At 68.1% G+C, this 16,512-nt stretch carries 16 protein-coding genes; 7 read left to right on the top strand and 9 right to left on the bottom strand.

Features of this window, described 5'->3' with window-relative positions; all coding sequences use genetic code 11:
- Nucleotides 1-143: 143 nt before the first annotated feature.
- Both ACH49X_RS02740 and ACH49X_RS02735 read left to right on the top strand, forming a co-directional pair.
- Nucleotides 144-1,067 (top strand): hypothetical protein, encoded by a 924-nt coding sequence (locus ACH49X_RS02740; RefSeq protein ID WP_195082364.1) that lies wholly within the window; start codon nt 144-146, stop codon nt 1,065-1,067.
- 122 nt (nt 1,068-1,189) lie between these two features.
- The gene (locus tag ACH49X_RS02735; protein ID WP_067802064.1) at nt 1,190-1,435 is read left to right on the top strand and encodes a CsbD family protein; all 246 of its coding nucleotides are present in this window, start codon (nt 1,190-1,192) and stop codon (nt 1,433-1,435) included.
- A 132-nt stretch (nt 1,436-1,567) separates the two neighbouring features.
- Here ACH49X_RS02735 and ACH49X_RS02730 read toward each other — a convergent pair whose 3' ends face one another.
- Nucleotides 1,568-2,782, bottom strand: a complete 1,215-nt coding sequence (locus ACH49X_RS02730) for an acyl-CoA dehydrogenase family protein (RefSeq protein ID WP_195082365.1) — start codon at nt 2,780-2,782, stop codon at nt 1,568-1,570.
- Between the two features lie 159 nt (nt 2,783-2,941).
- On the opposite strand from ACH49X_RS02730, the gene ACH49X_RS02725 reads away from it, so the two are divergent.
- Both ACH49X_RS02725 and ACH49X_RS02720 read left to right on the top strand, forming a co-directional pair.
- Complete coding sequence (locus tag ACH49X_RS02725; protein WP_357110396.1) at nt 2,942-3,802, top strand: TetR family transcriptional regulator; 861 nt, start codon at nt 2,942-2,944, stop codon at nt 3,800-3,802.
- A gap of 184 nt (nt 3,803-3,986) precedes the next feature.
- On the top strand, nt 3,987-4,928 hold the full coding sequence (locus tag ACH49X_RS02720; RefSeq protein WP_357206680.1) for an alpha/beta hydrolase: 942 nt from the start codon (nt 3,987-3,989) through the stop codon (nt 4,926-4,928).
- Nucleotides 4,929-4,940: 12 nt separating this feature from the next.
- Here the strand turns inward: ACH49X_RS02720 and ACH49X_RS02715 are convergent, their stop codons facing one another.
- Nucleotides 4,941-6,473, bottom strand: a complete 1,533-nt coding sequence (locus tag ACH49X_RS02715) for an acyl-CoA synthetase (RefSeq protein ID WP_357206820.1) — start codon at nt 6,471-6,473, stop codon at nt 4,941-4,943.
- A 210-nt stretch (nt 6,474-6,683) separates the two neighbouring features.
- On the opposite strand from ACH49X_RS02715, the gene hpnE reads away from it, so the two are divergent.
- Entirely contained in the window at nt 6,684-8,105 is a 1,422-nt protein-coding gene (gene hpnE, locus ACH49X_RS02710; RefSeq protein ID WP_357206678.1) for a hydroxysqualene dehydroxylase HpnE, read from the top strand.
- Nucleotides 8,106-8,160: 55 nt separating this feature from the next.
- Nucleotides 8,161-9,099 (top strand): DUF1206 domain-containing protein, encoded by a 939-nt coding sequence (locus tag ACH49X_RS02705; protein WP_323124411.1) that lies wholly within the window; start codon nt 8,161-8,163, stop codon nt 9,097-9,099.
- A 121-nt stretch (nt 9,100-9,220) separates the two neighbouring features.
- Here the strand turns inward: ACH49X_RS02705 and ACH49X_RS02700 are convergent, their stop codons facing one another.
- The 3 genes from ACH49X_RS02700 to ACH49X_RS02690 all read right to left on the bottom strand — a co-directional run bounded on the left by ACH49X_RS02700 (nt 9,221) and on the right by ACH49X_RS02690 (nt 12,986).
- Nucleotides 9,221-10,963, bottom strand: coding sequence for an FAD-dependent oxidoreductase (locus ACH49X_RS02700; protein ID WP_195082369.1), 1,743 nt, complete (start codon nt 10,961-10,963; stop codon nt 9,221-9,223).
- 47 nt (nt 10,964-11,010) lie between these two features.
- Entirely contained in the window at nt 11,011-12,468 is a 1,458-nt protein-coding gene (locus tag ACH49X_RS02695) for an NAD(P)/FAD-dependent oxidoreductase (RefSeq protein ID WP_195082370.1), read from the bottom strand.
- Between the two features lie 161 nt (nt 12,469-12,629).
- Nucleotides 12,630-12,986 (bottom strand): hypothetical protein, encoded by a 357-nt coding sequence (locus ACH49X_RS02690; RefSeq protein WP_195082371.1) that lies wholly within the window; start codon nt 12,984-12,986, stop codon nt 12,630-12,632.
- A 215-nt stretch (nt 12,987-13,201) separates the two neighbouring features.
- Here ACH49X_RS02690 and ACH49X_RS02685 point away from each other — a divergent pair, with 215 nt between their 5' ends.
- On the top strand, nt 13,202-13,675 hold the full coding sequence (locus tag ACH49X_RS02685; RefSeq protein ID WP_357206676.1) for an RICIN domain-containing protein: 474 nt from the start codon (nt 13,202-13,204) through the stop codon (nt 13,673-13,675).
- 107 nt (nt 13,676-13,782) lie between these two features.
- On the opposite strand, the gene ACH49X_RS02680 is transcribed toward ACH49X_RS02685, so the two are convergent.
- The 4 genes from ACH49X_RS02680 to ACH49X_RS02665 all read right to left on the bottom strand — a co-directional run bounded on the left by ACH49X_RS02680 (nt 13,783) and on the right by ACH49X_RS02665 (nt 16,496).
- The gene (locus ACH49X_RS02680; protein ID WP_397068675.1) at nt 13,783-14,649 is read right to left on the bottom strand and encodes a TIGR03619 family F420-dependent LLM class oxidoreductase; all 867 of its coding nucleotides are present in this window, start codon (nt 14,647-14,649) and stop codon (nt 13,783-13,785) included.
- Nucleotides 14,650-14,875: 226 nt separating this feature from the next.
- Nucleotides 14,876-15,205: a hypothetical protein gene (locus ACH49X_RS02675; protein WP_357206672.1), complete on the bottom strand. Its 330-nt coding sequence runs from the start codon at nt 15,203-15,205 to the stop codon at nt 14,876-14,878.
- A gap of 127 nt (nt 15,206-15,332) precedes the next feature.
- On the bottom strand, nt 15,333-16,310 hold the full coding sequence (locus ACH49X_RS02670) for an NAD-dependent epimerase/dehydratase family protein (RefSeq protein ID WP_357206670.1): 978 nt from the start codon (nt 16,308-16,310) through the stop codon (nt 15,333-15,335).
- A 39-nt stretch (nt 16,311-16,349) separates the two neighbouring features.
- Complete coding sequence (locus ACH49X_RS02665) at nt 16,350-16,496, bottom strand: hypothetical protein (RefSeq protein ID WP_357206668.1); 147 nt, start codon at nt 16,494-16,496, stop codon at nt 16,350-16,352.
- Nucleotides 16,497-16,512 lie beyond the last annotated feature (16 nt).

Here is a 16,512-nt window from a genome sequence, read left to right as displayed (position 1 = left end):
AGTGTCGTGGAATGTCCTGCGAGACAGCAGTTTCCGAACTCAAACGGGTGCGGCGGCGTGAGCATGATGACAAAACGAAATGATGAAAGGTTGATAATGTTTCCATTGCAACTTCTCATCTACTCGGCTACGGGAGAAGATCAGTGAGCAATGGACACGGCCGGAAGGCGCTGAAGACGGCGGTGGGAGCAGCCAGCGTGGCGCTCTGCACGGTGATGGGGACGGCGGGGGCCGTCGCCGATCCGAACATCCAGATTCCGGGTGCCGATGACGGACTACCCAACTGCGCGGTGCTGAACATCAACGCGTTCGCCGGATACATCGGCACCGGAGAACCACGTCCGACCAAGGCGATGGACGAGAATTTCGCGACCGCCCCGGTCGGGGACTGGTGCAACACCAACGTCGGCTACTCGTCCACCAGTTACGGTCCCGAGGGAGTCACCTTCGTCAATCCGCCTACGCGGGACGGCCTGTTCCCCTACAACAACTCCGAGGTCTTGTCGAAGCCGGTGTTCGAACCCGGCCAGACGATGACCATCGACATCAAGGGCGCTCCGGATCTGACCGGTCACAACGGCACCGCGGGGTGGGGCGTCTCCAACCGTTCCATCGATCCGCTCGGACTCGAGATCGCGTGGTTCATGTACAACGGCTCGCACGGATTCCTCGGCGACGCCAGCGAACTCACCCGGCCGGTCTTCAACGTCCTCGGGCAGGATCTGCCCCGCGGGTTCTTCCTGATGGTCAAGCGGGGCGGTGAGCTGGTGCCACAGATCACGCCCCTCGACCCGGCACTGCTGTCGGACGATCACGCCTACGCGGTCCGGCTCACCGAACAGCACGTGGAATTCTTCATCGACGGCGCGCCGGTCGGGACATTCGCCAGCCCGCCGCACGGCAAGGGCGTCAACATCCTGCAGAAGCCGGTGCCGCTGCTCGGGCAGGCCTGGCTCGACGGCAGCTACTGGTTCCCGCTGCCGATTCCGGAGTACAACGACCGGGAGCAGCGGCTCACCATGACGCGGTATCGCCAAGGGCCGAGCGAGACCACTCCGCTGCGTTGACCCGGCGCCCCCGCCGTGGGTCGTGATTCGCGTGCGCACCGAACTTCGTCGCGGGCGGATTCGAGGCCGCTGTCTCGGGTATGCGCCAGATGTCAGCTTGTTCCGATATCCGGGAGGTTGTTGTGGCTGAACATGGAAGCGGTGCTCGTGAGGGCGTCGAGGGCGTCGTCGAAGACGTCAAGGGCAAGGTGAAGGAAGCCGCCGGTACCGTCACCGGGCACGAAGACCTGAAGGACGAAGGTCGCGCGCAGCAGGACAAGGCGGATTCCCAGCGCGAGGCGGCGGGCAAGGAAGCCGCGGCCGAGAAGGCGCGGGCCGAAGCGGACGTCGACGAGGCCCGCCAGTCGGCGCATCAGCACGGGCGGTAACCACACCGGTTCGACCCACCGCAGACACCCGCCGCCGTCAGCAGAGCTGGCGGCGGCGGTCCGCGTAATACCTCGGGAGCGGCGCGCAAGGCGTACCCCTCGACAATGCGCACGTACGCGAGCCCGTGCGGATCAGCGCGAAGACCCGTCGGCCGCTGCCCGGCGTGCGGCGCTGACCGCACGCTTGGCGATGGCCCAACGGTGCACCTCCGAGGGTCCGTCGTAGATGCGGAAGGGCCGTACTTCGCGCGACAGCCGCGCCAGCGGCAGGTCGTCGGAGACGCCGAGGCCGCCGCACAACTGAATGCTGCGGTCGACGATGCGGAAGATCGCCTCGGCGGCGAAGGTCTTCGCGATCGAGGTGGCGTTGCCCGCGTGCTCGCCGTTGTCCAGCTCCCAGCAGGCACGGACCAGCAGCGCGCGGGTGGCGGCGATGTCGATCTCGTTGTCGGCGATCATCTTCTGCGCCATCCCCAGATCGCCGATGCGCGCGCCGAAGCCTTCGCGCTGGGCGACTCGCTCGACGGCGATGTCGTGGCCTCGGCGCGCCGCCCCCAGCCACCGCATGACGTGCGTCATGCGGGCCGGACCCAGCCGCACCTGGGCGTATTCGAAGCCGCGGTCGACGGCGCCGAGCACCGCTTCGTCGGGTACGAACATGTCCTCGAAGAAGACCTCGCAGTGGCCGCCGATCATGGCGCGGTCCAGCGTGGTGATATGCCTGCCGACGCGCAGGCCAGGGGTGTCGGCAGGCGTCAGGAACATCGTCGCCCCGCCGCGCTGTCCCGGTTCACCGGAGGTGCGGGCCATCACGATGAAGAAGCCGGCTCCATCGGCGCCGGTGATGAAGTGCTTGTGGCCGTTGATCCGCCAGCCGCCGTCGGCGCGAACCGCCCGGGTGGCCAGCGCCGCCGGGTCGGAACCCGCGCCGGGTGCGGGCTCGGTCATCGCGAAGGCCGAGCGCACCTCGCCGCGGGCGAGCGGTTCCAGGTAGCGCTGCTTCTGCTCGGGATCGGCGATGTGGGCGAGCATGTGCACGTTGCCCTCGTCCGGTGCGGCGATATTGAGCGCCGTCGGGCCGAACAGCGAGTAGCCCGCCTCCTCGAACACCGGCGCGCGCTCCGACATCGACAGCCCGTGACCGCCGTACTCGACGGGGGCGTGCGGCGCGAAGACCCCGGCCTCGCGCGCCAGCTTGTTCAGCGTGACGCGCAGTCCGTCGCCGCCGGCCGCGGTGATGTCGCCGTGGTGTTCGTCCTCGATCGGCAGCACCGTCTCCCGCACGAATTCCCGGGTGCGGTCGGTCAGCGCCCGAACTTCGTCGGAATAGGTCAGATCGATCGGCATCGCGCATTCCTCCTCGACATCCAGAGCCTCGTCCCTCGACCGAACGATCGCTCTGTCCGGACACTGTCCCACCGGCTGCGGTGCGGTGTCAAAGCGTGCAGTTCAGGCCAAGATCAGGCGCATGTCCGTACAATCCTACTGTTCAGCTATGCTGAACAAATGCGAAACGAGGCCATGGCGCCGCACGAGGCGATCCGCCGCGCGCGCCGCGCCGCCGGCCTGTCGCTGCGCGAAGCGGCCCGCAGGCTGGAGGTGAGTCCGGCGACGCTCAGCGCCGTGGAGACGGGCAAGACCGGGATCTCGATCGCCCGGCTCACGCGCTTGTCGGAGGTGCTCGGCGTGCCGGTCGCTCAGCTGCTCGGGGACGCCACGCTCGCGCCGCGGCCCAGCTACGACCGGGTCGATCCCGAGCCGGGCGCGCGGGGTGGCTGGCGCGAATTCGCCCCGCTGGACGTCGACCCGGTGTTGGCCGCCGCCCTCGCGTCGTTCGTCGAGATCGGTTATCACGGCACGACCGTTCGCGCCATCGCCCGGCGGGCCGGCACCAGCGTTCCCGGCCTTTACCACCACTATCGCGACAAACACGACCTGCTGGTCCGCATCCTCGATCTGACCATGGACGAACTGCACTGGCGAGTGCGCGCCGCCCGCGCCGAAGGCCGCGACAGCGTCCACCGGGTGCGCCTGATCGTGGAAGCACTGGCCCTGTTCCACACGCACCGCCGCGACCTCGGTTTCATCGGCGCCAGCGAGATGCGCAGCCTTTCCCCGAGCGAACGCGCGCGCATCGCGCGTTCCCGCCGCGACATCCAAGCCATCCTGGACGACGCGATCGCCGCGGCCGACGCCGAGGGCCGCATCGCCGTTCCCCAAGCCCGGTCGGCGGGGCGCGCCATAGCCACCATGTGCACCGCCATCCCGCAGTGGTTCCGCGAGTCCGGCCCGGCGACGCCGGAGGAAGTGGCCGCGCAGTACGGCGATTTCGCGTTGGGCGTGCTGGGGGTCGATCCGGCCCGCTAGCAGTACGTTCGCGGTTTCGCGTGCGGTCATCGCCCGCGGCGCGAGCACGCCACGGCGGCCACCTCCACCTTGGTGGTGATCGGCATACCCCTTGGGGACCGCAGCCCAGCACTCGGGGGCCTGCCTGCGGCGGCGCGGACGGCGGAAAGTAGGACGGGTCAACGCCAGTGAACCGGAGCATCCCATGTCGATTCTCAACTCGATCCCCGCGACGGCGGAACGGTGTGCCACGGTCTGGACCGAAGACGGGGTGGCGCTGGCGGTTCGCGAATACGGCCCGCCGGACGCGGACCTCACCGTTGTCCTGCTGCACGGGCATTGCCTGCGCAGCGAGTCCTGGACCTACGTCCGCGACGAGCTGCTGCGCCGGTACGCGGGCGCCAGGATCGTCTGCTACGACCATCGCGGCCACGGCGAGTCCGCCACGGCGTCCCGGCGGACCTACCGCCTCGACCAGCTCGGCCGTGACCTGCGCGCGGTGCTCGACGCCGTCGCCCCCATCGGGCCGGTCGTCCTCGCGGGCCACTCGATGGGTGGCATGACCGTGCTGACCTATGCGGAACAGAATCCGCACGAGATCGGCACCCGCATCGTCGGCGTGGCTCTGCTGGCGACCGCCGCGGGCGGACTCGCCGACGCAGGCTTCGGCCGTCTGCTGCGCAACCCGGTGGTGTCGGCGTTCCAGGCGGCCGTCCGCCGGGCTCCCGGGGCGATGCACCACGCGAAGCTGCTGGCATGCCGCCTGTTCGCCCCGCTCATCCGCACCGCCGAATTCGGTGATCGCAAGGTGAGTCCGCGGGTACTCGCCCTCGCCAACGCGATGCGCAACGAGACGCCGATCGTCACGATGGCGAGCTACCTGAGCGAATTCATGGTCTACGACCGGACCGACGCGCTCACGCTGCTGTCGGGGATTCCCACGTTGGTGCTGTGCGGCGCCGCTGACCTGATGACACCTCCGTCGCATTCGGTCGCGATGGCCGCCGCCGTCGAGTACTCGGATCTCGTGATCGTCGACAGCGCCGGTCACTCCGTGATCCTGGAACGGCCCGGCCTGGTGGCGGAGGCTGTCGCGCGCCTGATGACGCGCGTAGGCGAGACCGCGGAGCTCGCCTACGCCGCGTAGTGCCGGGACCTCTCACACATACCGCTGGCGGAGTTTGCCCTTGACCAGCTTTCCCGTGGGTGTGCGGGGCAGATCGTCGGCGAAGTCGAAGCTCCGCGGCACCTTGTAGTGGGCGATGCGGTCGCGCAGATAATCGCGCAGCTCCGCGGCCAGCTCCGGACCGGGCTCCGCGCCGGGAGCGGGCTGGACGACGGCCTTGACCGATTCGCCCATCTCCTCGTCGGGCACGCCGATCACCGCGACGTCGAACACCTTGGGATGCAGCGCGAGCGCGTCCTCGACCTCCTGCGGGTAGATGTTCACACCGCCGGAGATGATCATGAAGGCTTTGCGGTCGGTGAGGAACAGGTAGCCCTCCTCGTCGACGTATCCGATGTCCCCGGTGGTGGTCCAGGTCGGGTGTTCCGGGTGGACCGCCTCGGCCGTCTTCGCGGGGTCGTTGTGATAGGCGAAGGGGGCCTCGTCGCGTTCGAAGTAGACGGTGCCGATTTCTCCTGCGGGCAGTTGTGCGCCGTCGTCGCCGCACACCCGGATGGTGCCGAGGCCGGCCGTGCCGACCGAGCCGGGCTTGCGCAACCATTGCTCGCTGTCGATGAAAGTGGCGCCGTTGGCCTCCGTCGAGGCGTAGTACTCGTACAGGATCGGGCCCCACCAGTCGATCATCGCCCGCTTCACGTCCACCGGGCACGGGGCGGCCGCGTGCACGGCCACCCGCAGGCTGGACACGTCGTAGCGGGCGCGGACGGCCTCGTCGAGTTTCAGCATCCGGACGAACATGGTCGGCACCCATTGGCTATGGGTCACGCGGTAGCGCTCGATCGCCGCCAACGCCTGTTCGGCGTCGAACTTCTCCATGATCACAAGCGTTCCGCCGAGCGCGTGGACCACACCTCCGAAGCGCAGCGGCGCGGCGTGATAGAGCGGTGCGGGGGAGAGGTAGACGGTCTCGGTGTCGAACCCGTAGAGCGGGCCGAAGATCGCGGTGTAGGTGTCACCGGGCGCATCGCCGACCTGCCGGTCCGGCAGCGGCTGTTTGATGCCCTTGGGCCGTCCGGTGGTGCCGGAGGAATAGAGCATGTCCGCGCCGCGCGGCTGATCTGGCAGCGGCTCCGGCGACGACGCCGCGATGGCCTCCTCGTAGGACTTGTACCCCGGCACGTGGCCGCCGAAGGCGAGGCGGATCTCCACCCCGGGTGTCTCCGGGACGATCTGCTCGGCGGCGTCGGCCAGACCGGCCGATACGATCAGCGCCCTGGCTCCACAGTCGTCGACGATATAGCTGATCTCGCTCGGCGACAGATGCCGGTTGACCGCGGTGATGTAAAGCCCGGTTCGCAACGCCGCCCAATAGACCTCGTAGATCTTCGGGTCGTTTCCCGACAGTAGCGCGACGTGATCGCCGTTGCGCAGCCCCGCGTCGCGCAGGTGCCGGGCCAGTCGAACCGAGTTCTCCTCGAGTTCCCGATAGGTCAGCGCTTCGCCGCTCTCGGCGACGACAACAGCAGGTTTGTCCGGGAATCGGTCGACGTGTGCGCCGGGGTACATGCGGCTCCTCGGTGGAACGGAGCGGTCGATATCCGACCGCAAGGGCCTGCGCGGGCCGCGCGGATCCACGGCGTCCCGCAGAGCGGTTGCTCTGGCACCGACGATAGCTGAAAGTAAACGGCGATTCTGGTTCATTCGCGAACATCGTCACCGGCGATTCGATCGGTGATATCGCGGCCGGGCGGCGGGGGTGCCGCGTACTATGAGAAAATGACTGAAGTAACGTATCAGTCTCTCCATGGTGATGGTTCGCGTACGCGCCGTATCGCGGTGGTGGGAGCAGGGTTGGCCGGGCTGGCCGCCGCGGTCTGGTTGGCGGAGCAGGGCCACCAGGTCAGCTTGCTGGAGAAGCGGGGGCGGCTGGGTGGCCGTACGTTCTCCTTCGACGTGCCCGGTGTCGAGGGCATGGTCGACAACGGTCAGCATCTGTTCGCGGGCTGTTACGACGCGCTGCTCGAGTACGTCGGCACCATCGGCACCGAGGAGCACCTGCACTGGGACGCACCGCCGTTCGCGATCAGGACCGGGCCGGATCGGCTGCTCACCGCACGTGGGCCACGCTGGTTGCCCGCCGTGCTGCGGAACACCGCCGGCCTGTCCTGGCTTGTGTGGCCGCCGATTCCGTGGCGAGAACGCCCCGCCGCCGTGCGGACCTGGCTGCGGATCGGTACCGCGGCGTGGAAACCGTCGCCGGATCTGGACACCATGACCGCCGACCGGTGGTTCCGCGAAATCGGCGTGCCGGAGTCGTTGCGAAAGCTGACGCTGGACCAACTCGTGATCGGCCTGCTGAACGAGAAGCCGGACCGCGTATCGGCTTTCACGTTCGCCCAGGCCCTGCACTTCATCGCCCGCCGCGCGCTGGCCGGAAATCTCCGCGCGGGCGACGCGGTATGGCCGCGGGTGAGCCTGCACGAACTGTTCGTCGCGCCGGCCGAACGCTTCCTGCGCGCACGCGGTGCGGAGATATCGACCGGTGCGCAGGTCGTCGACGTCGAGCTGGACGATGACCGGTTGACCGCCCTCCGGTTGGCGGATGGGCGGCGGATCGATTGCGACGCGGCGATCCTGACACTTCCACCGTGGTCGTTGACCACACTGCTGGACCGCGGCGTGCTCGCCGGACACGAATTCTTCGATCCCGTCCGCAAGATCGAGCCGGCGCCGATCTCCAGCGTGTACGTCTGGCTCGACCGCCCGCTGCGCATGGTGCGGCTGGCAGAGAACCTCAGGGACACCACCATCGAGTGGGTGTTCGACACCACCGGTATGCACGACGGCGACCATCGGGACGGGTACTGCTACTCGCTCGCGGTCAGCGCGTCCTGGGACGTCGTGCATCTGCGCAACGACGAGTTCGTTCGCAGGGCAACGGAATCGCTGCACCAGCACTATCCGGAGGCGCGCGCTGCGCAAGTTCTGCGCACCAAGGTGATCCACCAGCCGCAGGCCACGTTCTCCGCTCACCCCGGCTTCGAGTCGCTGCGGCTGAGTCAGAAAACGCCCATCGGCGGGCTTTTCCTCGCGGGCGATTGGACCCGCACCCAGCTTCCGTCCACGATGGAATCCGCGGCGGAGAGCGCTAAGCGAGCCGTCGACGCCGTCCGGGATTATCTCTCGCTCTCCCGGTGAGTTCGTGGTTATTCCACCCGCAGTGGGCAATACGGTCCATGGAGAGGTGAGAACCATGAGCATGTTCGGAAGTGCTGACAGATATCGATGGCGCCGCAACGGCGGAGTGCGGCGCAGTCGGTGGCGGACCGGTTACGGAAGCGGTTGGCGCAGCAGGTATGGCGGCCGGTGGCGACGGCACGACCGCAGGAGCGGCGGGTACGCGAGATCCGGCGGACTGTCGGGGGCCGCGCGCTTCGGCTTCATCGCACGCGGGATCGCGTACATCGTCATCGGCATTCTCGCGTTCATGCTGGCCGTCGGCGCCGCCCAACACGAGCCGACCGCGGGTGGGGCGCTCGCCACCCTCGCGGGCAAGCCGTTGGGGTATCTCCTGCTGTGGATTCTGGCCCTCGGGTTCGCCGCCCTCGCCGCCTGGCGGCTGACGCAGGCCGCCGCCGCGTCCGCAGCACGGTCGAACGGGCCGCGGTTGCGCGCTCTGGCGCTCGGAATCCTCTATGCCATCGCGTCTTTCGTCGTCTTCCGGTTCGTCGTCGACGGCCGGACGCCGCAGCCGAGCGACGCTCTCGCACGCGATGTGACCGCCCGGATCCTCGGCTGGGACGGCGGACAGGTGGTCGTACTGCTGCTCGGCTTGGCTGTTGTGGCCGCGGGCGTCCTGATCACCCTGCGCGGGATTCGTCTCGCCTTCGTCGACGACCTGCGCATGGGTTGGATGACGCACGCTTCGCGGGAGAGTGTGATCTGGCTGGGCCGGATCGGTTATCTGGCGCGCGGCGCGATCGTCGTCGGCATCGGACTCGCCGCGGTGGTGGCAGCCGCGAACTACGAGCCCGCCAGCGCCAAAGGGGTCGACGCCGTGCTGCACGATTTCGCCGGCAGTGTGTTGGGGCCGTGGCTGCTCATCGCGGTAGCCCTCGGACTGATGGCGTTCGGGATCCTGTCATTCCTCCAAGCGCGCTACCGGCGCACCTATGGCGGCGTCCCGGTCTGATCGCTGTGCTCGTGCTCGCGATGGTCGTTGGTATGCGCCGTTCGCGCTGTCCATCCCGGCGCACGTCGGCATCTGAGCGCTGGAACGGCGGGCCATGGGCATGGCCCGCCGTTTCCGCGAGTCAGCCGCGTGGGTCCGCGGTCGGCTCCGCTCGATCGGCGGGGCCTTTTATCTCGACGATCGGCAAGCGGAGCGCGGCAGGGGCGTCGGCCGGGACCACCGGGTTGCGCGGCGGCACGGGGGCGATGCGCCGGTAGGGCGCGCCGGGTTCCGGTCGCGGATCCGGCTCACCCTTGTTCGGCCAGAGCGCGGTGGCCCGCTCGGCCTGCGCCGTGATCGTGAGCGAAGGGTTCACCCCGAGATTGGCCGAGATGGTCGAGCCGTCGATGACGTGCAGTCCCTGGTAGCCGTGCATCCGATGGTAGGGATCGACGACTCCGGTCTCCGGGGAGTCGCCGATGACGCAGCCGCCGATGAAATGCCCGGTCATGGGGATGTCGAACAGGGCGCTCCAGCCCGCGCCCGGGATGCCGTCGATCTTCTCGGCAACCCGGTGGGCCACCTCGTGCCCGGCCGGGAGCCAGGTCGGATTCGGTTCGCCCACACCCTGTCTAGTGGTCATCTTGCGACCGAACAGACCGCGTTTGGTGTAGGTGGTGATGGAGTTGTCGACCGACTGCATCACCAGCAAGCCGATCATCTGCTCCGACCAGCCGCGCGGATTCTGCAGGTGGAAGGCGTCGCGTCCGAGCTTGCGCATGGTTCGCGCCCACAGCCGCAGCTTCGATGTGCGCCCGTCGGGGTCGATCATGGCGGTGCCGATGAGGCCGATGGCGTTGCTGCCCTTGCCGTAGCGCACGGGCTCGATATGGGTGTCGTCGTCCGGGTGGATGGAGGAGGTGATCGCCACCCCTTTGGTGAAGTCGGAGTCCTTGCGGCGGCTTCGTATCGAGAGCAGTTCCTCGGAGTTGGTGCGCGAGAGTTCGCCCAGACGCGGGGAGATGTCGGGCAGGGAACCGCGGTCGCGCAGCCGGTGCAACAGTCTCTGGGTGCCGAGCGCGGCCGCGGCGAAGACGACCTGCTCGGCGGTGAACTTCTTGCGCGCCTTACGGACCCAGCGTCCGGTGCGGACGGTGGAGATCTCGTAGCCCCCGCCGGGCAGCGGGCGCACGTCGGTCACCGTGGTGAGCGGATGAACCGTGGCTCCGGCCAGCTCCGCGAGGTAGAGGTAGTTCTTGACCAGGGTGTTCTTGGCGTTGTGGCGGCAGCCTGTCATGCATTCGCCGCAGTGCGTGCAGGTGTTGCGGGCGGGGCCGACACCCCCGAAGAACGGGTCGGGCACATCCTGACCGGGCCGCGCGCCGTTGCCGCCGAACAGGACGCCGACAGGGGTGCTGCGGTAGCTGGCTCCGACGCCCATCTCCTGCGCGACCTCGGCCAGCACGCGGTCCGACGGCGTGGTCGCGGGATTGGCCGTCACGCCGAGCATCCGCTTGGCCTGGTCGTAGTGCGGGGCGAGCTCGTCCTTCCAGTCGGTGATGTGGGCCCACTGGCGGTCCCGGTAGAACTTGTCCGGCGGTTCGTAGAGGGTGTTCGCGTAGACCAGCGAGCCGCCGCCGACGCCGGCGCCCGCCATGATGAAGGTGTCCTTCAGCAGCGTCAGCCGCTGGATGCCGAAGCAACCCAGGGCCGGCGCCCACAGGTACTTGCGCGCGTCCCACGAGGTCTCGGCGAATTCGTCGTCGGCGAAACGTCTTCCCGCCTCCAGCACGCCGACCCGGTAACCCTTCTCGGTCAGCCGCAGCGCGGTCACACTGCCGCCGAAGCCGGAACCGACGACCACCACGTCGTAGTCGAACGTCATCTGATCTCCACCACTTGTCGAAGTTGTTGCCGCAGGGGAGGCGAGCGTCAACAGACGCGCCTCGAGTCGTAGTCCGCGAAGTCCACCTTGCGCGTGTGCCACCGGTAGCTGGTGACGGTGCCGGGCCAGTTGTTGGTGATCCGCCCGGCCGCGTTGCGATACCAGCTCGAGCAGAAGTTCCACGGTGTGCGGTCGAGGCGCTGCTGCAACCTGCGATCGAACCGGGCCTCGACCTCGGGTCGCACTTCCAGCACGTGGCCGGGCCGCTCGGCGATGCGCGCGACGGCCTGCCGGATGTAGCGGGCCTGCGATTCGATCATGTAGACGATCGAACCGACGCCGAGGTTGGTGTTCGGGCCGTAGACGAGGAACAGGTTCGGGTAACCGGGCACCGTGATGCCCTGGTACGCGCGGGCGCCCTGCGACCATTCGTCGGCGAGCTTGCGCCCGCCGCGGCCGGAGATCCGCATCGGCCAGAGGAATTCGGTGCCCTTGAAGCCCGTGCCGTAGACGATCGCGTCCACCTCGTGCAGCACGCCGTCGGCGGTGCGCACGCCATCGGGGGTGATCTCGGTGATCGCGGTGGTCTCCACCGTCACGTTGGGCCGGGTGAGCGCGGGCAGGTAGTCGTTGGAGAACAGCGCCCGCTTGCAGCCGGCCGGATAGTCCGGGGTGAGCTTGGCGCGCAGCCGCGGGTCGGGGACCTGGCGCTCGAGATGCCGCAGGCCGATCCGCGTCACCAGTTTGCGGATGACCGGCACGTCGACGATCCCCAGCGCCAGGAACTCGCAGAACAGCCAGAACGCGAAGCGCTCGGTGAGGCGGGTGACCGGCAACAGCCGGAAGGCGCGATGATGCCAGGCTTTGTACTCGACGTCCGGCTTCGGCATGATCCACGCGGCCGAACGCTGGAACAGCGTCAGATGCGCCACCGAAGGCGCGATCGCGGGCACGAACTGCACCGCGCTGGCTCCGGTGCCGATGACCGCCACCCGTTTGCCGGTCAGGTCGGCGTCGTGATCCCACTCGGCGGAGTGGAAGGCCGTGCCGCGGAAGCTCTCCACACCGGGGATGTTCGGCAGCGCGGGCCGCGACAGCTGACCGACCGCGGAGATCAGCACATCGCAGGTCAGCTCGCCGCCGTCGGCGGTGCGCACGGTCCACCGTCCGGTGGCGTCGTCGAACTCCGCCTCGGTGACCTCGGTGCGGAAGCGGATCTTGGACAGCAGGTCGTGATCGCGGGCGATGCCGCGCAGGTAGGCGAGGATGTCGGGCTGCCGGGAGAACCGCTTGGGCCAGTCGGTGCGCGGCGCGTAGGAGTAGGAGTACAGCGGCGAGGGGATGTCGCAGCCCGCGCCGGGGTAGGTGTTCTCCCGCCAGACGCCGCCGACGTCCTCGGCCCGCTCCAGGATCGTGACATCGTGCAGGCCCGCCCGCTGGAGTTCCATCGCCATGCCGAGCCCCCCGAAACCGGTGCCGATGATGACGATCGAAGGTGTGCTCATGGTGACAACGCTATGACCCGGACAAAGACCGATGCCAAACACCTGAGGTCAGAAAATCCATACTTTCGGCCAAATCTTCGTTCACCAGCGGCGCGACTCCTCCGTCGGGCAGGGGCACCGCGCTCCGGCCGCAGCGGCCGGTAGGCCGGCGGCGTCTCGTCCTACCCGAAAGAACTCACGTTGTTCACCTGGTTCGCCTGCGTGTACCCGCTCCACACGTATTCACAGCTGAAACCGCCGGAATCATCCCAAGTGATCGGCGTCGACTCGGTGCCGACATTCGTGATCCACAAAATGTAGATCTCGTGTCCTGCCTCGTACTCCGAGCTGGTCTGCCCGGGGGCGAGAACGAACAGCGATTTGGGCTTGTTCCATTCCTGCCGGTACACCGAAACGTAGACGTCAGTGTCGTTGTACAGCTTGTACCAGCCGGGCGAGCTCTTCTGGGCGGGCGGTTGCTCGGTCAGCGAGGACAACGGCACGATCTTTTGCTTGGCACCCATGCCGGTATCGGTCATCGGTCGTCTCCCTTCAGGTCGTGCGCTCGGCAGGAATCGATCGCGTGCATCTCGTTCGCACGGTGCAGCATATGAATTCGCGGCCGGGCCTTCCCTCACCCCTTTCGGATGAATTACTTCCGCACCGAGGAGTGCGAACGGCAATCGGGATACAGCTGAGGGAATCCGCTCCGATGTGGCGCCGATTCTGCTGTACTGGCTGTCTGCGATTCGCCTTGGACGACGACTACGAGATCAGCGCAGCGTCACGGGCGGCGTCGAGCCCGGTAGCGGTGCGCTCACACAGTGAGGACGACACCATGGCCGAAAAGACTGCCACCACATACCAAATCATCAACTACGAGACCGGCCAGGCATTGGCGGTCGACGGCGACGCGGACAGCGTGACCATGCGCCAGCGTGCCGCCGACGACAACGCCCAGCTGTGGACCTGCCCGGCCAATCCCGAAGAGGGTGATTTCGACATCGTCAACACGAAAACCGGTGGCCACCTCGCGGCGATCCGTACGAATGGGCACCTGGTATGCTGCGACGAGCATTACGGCTGGGACATGCCGGATTTCCCGGAGATAACACCGATCGCGACCAGTGACGACGAATTCGTTATCGGGGTGGTTCTGAACAATCGACCCCAGTTGATGATCAACCAGGAAAGCGATCGGGAGAAGTGGATCTTCCGTAAGGTGTGATCCGCCCCAGGTTCGGGCGCTGTGACTCGACAGGGCGAATCGACCGGCGGGAGCGTCGCGCCGAGGCGGTCATGCCCCGGGCGGCCGCGACGGTCGCCCCATGACGACTACGTCGTCGCGAGACCGAATCGCTCGGCGAATGCCGACATCGTGTCGTGCTGCTCCGCGGCGCTCGCCGCGGTCGGGTTGACCACGATCCGGGTCACACCGTGTTCTTCGAGTCGGCCGACCTCCTCGACCGACAGATCGGCCGAGCCCCAGCGCGTGTACTCCAAGGCGGCCGGATCGCGCCCCGCTTCGGCGGCCGCCCTGCGTGCCGCCTCCATCTGCAGGTCACGCTCGGCCTCCGCCAGCATTCCGCCCGCGAAATAGCCGTTGCCGCGCAGTCCGGCGCGGCGGGCGGCAGCCCGGCTGGATCCGCCCACATGGATCGGAAGTTCCTTCACGTTCGACGGTTTCGGGTAACTGCACAGATCGTCGAAGTCGTAGAATTCGCCGTGATAGCCGACGCCGTCGGGGCCGCCCGACCACAGCAGTCGCAGCACGTCGATCGCCTCGTCGGCGCGGCGGCCGCGGGTGCGGAAGTCCACCCCCACCGCCCGCGCCTCTCCCGGCAGGGCGCCGATTCCGACGGTGAGCAGCCGCATGCGTCCCTTGGACAAGACATCGATGGTGGCCAGGCGTTTGGCGAGTACCACGGGGTGGCGGTACGGCAGCAACAGGACACCGGTGCCCAGCAGCAGTCGTCGCGTGGCCGCGGCGACGAAATTCAGGCAGTCGAGCGGGTCGAAGTAGGGCAGCGTCGCGGGCAGTTGTCCGGCGCCGTAGGACGCGCCCGGGTACAGGGCGATATGGTCCTGCACGTACAGTGCCTCGAAACCGCACTCTTCGGCATGCTGGGCGAACCTTGTGAGCCGATCGGGATCGGTCCCGTTGAACGGCGTGCTGTAGCTGATCGCGAATTTCACGGACATTCCTTCGTATGCGCGTCGGTGCGGACCCAGCGGGGGAGAATCTCGGATGCCGAGCGGAGCCGGTGCGTGATCGCTGTCGCCGTACTCGCGACCTTCACCAGCACACCGGCATCGCAACGGTAAACCTTGTCGCCGACGTCAAGGCAAGTCCGAAGCGGTGGGCGATCCCGCTGCGCCCGTGGCGGTGTGGCGATCGGACCCGAAGCATCCGTCGCGCCTTCCCGACTCAGCTCAGGTATTGGTCGGCGGCCTTCGCGAGCTCGTCGAGCGCACGCAGTGTCTCCGACTCCGGCAGGGTCGGCAGGCCGAAGAGCAATCGCCGCGCTCCGGCCTCGGCGTAGCCGTCGATCAGGCCGGGATCCGGCGCGGCGAACGCGACCGTGACGGGTAGGTCCCGCCTTGTCTCGACCGGCCGTGCTCCATCATGTTCGACGAGGCCACGCCGCAGATGCTTGCCCTGCTGGAGGACGAACTGACCCGCATGTCCCGGCGCATCGACTGCCTGACGCGCAATCGGGAGGCCATCGCCGACTATCTCGATGCCGTGCGCGCCCACACGAGTCGCGGACCGGCGCGGAAGGATTCACGCACGACCCGATGACCGAATCCGTGCGGGCGGGAGCGCGCGTCCGGGGCCCGTAACCACATGTCGCGCTCCGCACCGAGCGGATGGTACGCGGGGCTCAGCGGCTGGCGGCGAGTGCCGCGAGGGTTTCGGCGGAAGTGTGCGCCGGTTTCCAGCCGAGAAGCTGTTTCGCGCGGGTGGTGTCCATGACGACGGGAGTGCGGACGATGTGCAGCCACTCGAGGGTCGCGGGCACGAAAGGGAGATAGGTGAGGGCCGCCGAGGCGACCGTCGCGGCGGAGGCGGGGACGCGTACCGGCCTGCCGCCCAGCGCGGTCACCACCTCGGACAGGCTGAGCGTGCCGTCACCGGCGATGTTGTAGGCACCGGGCGGCGCGTCCGCGGTGGCGGCCAGCGCGATGGCCGCGGCCACGTCGTCGTGGTGGACGAGTTGCAGCGGGTGGCCCGGGTCGGGAACCAGCGGCTTGAACAGCGGATTGGCTCGGGCCAGCGCGCGCAGCGGGCCGGGGATCTTCGCCCACGGCAGATCGTGCAGGGCCGGAGCCTTCGGGCCGGCCACTATGCAGGGCCGCAGCACGAACACCTCGAGGTCGGAGCCCGCGGTGATCTCGGCGAGCGCGGCCTCGCAGACGGCCTTCTGCTGGGAGTAGTAGTGCTCTGTCGAGCCCTCGGGCGGCACGTCCTCGGTCAGGGGCGAGGGATTGCCGGGATGGTAGCCGTAGGCGGCGACCGAGGAGGTGTACACGAGCCTGCGGGGTCGGCCGGCGGCCACCGTCGCCGCGAAGACGTTGCGGGTGCCGGTGAGATTCACCCGCGCGCTGTCCTGCCGCGAGCCCATGATCACGAATGCCAGGTGGACCACCACGTCGGCGTCGGCGACCAGGGCGTCGACGGCGGCTCGGTCGAGGATATCGCCGCGCCGGTACTCGGTCTTGGTCCAGCCGTGTGCGGCGGGTTCGAAGGAGCGGCGAGCCATGCCGACGATCCGGTCCACGGCCGGATCGTTCTCCAGTGCGGTGACGGCGGAGATGCCGATCTCGCCGGTCGGCCCGGTGACGGCGACAGTGATACCCATGCGGCCGGAATTCCCCGGCCGCCGTGGGCGAAACGGTGCTCAGTCGGGCGGTTCGACGGCGCCCGCCGCCTCGTCGACGTCCTCGTTCTCCGGGGTTTCACCGGCTTCGAGATCGAGGTCGTCAGGGTGGGAGGTATCGATTGGGTCGCCCAGTTCGGGTGCGTTCTTGTTTCCGGGTTCGGTCACGTTCCCGGCCTACCCA

Origin of the sequence: Nocardia sp. NPDC019323, assembly GCF_044389845.1 — a bacterium.
In the GTDB taxonomy this organism is placed as follows: Bacteria; Actinomycetota; Actinomycetes; order Mycobacteriales; family Mycobacteriaceae; genus Nocardia; species Nocardia implantans.
Note: the sequence above shows the minus strand (reverse complement) of the source record. Positions and strands in the feature narration are given on the sequence as shown.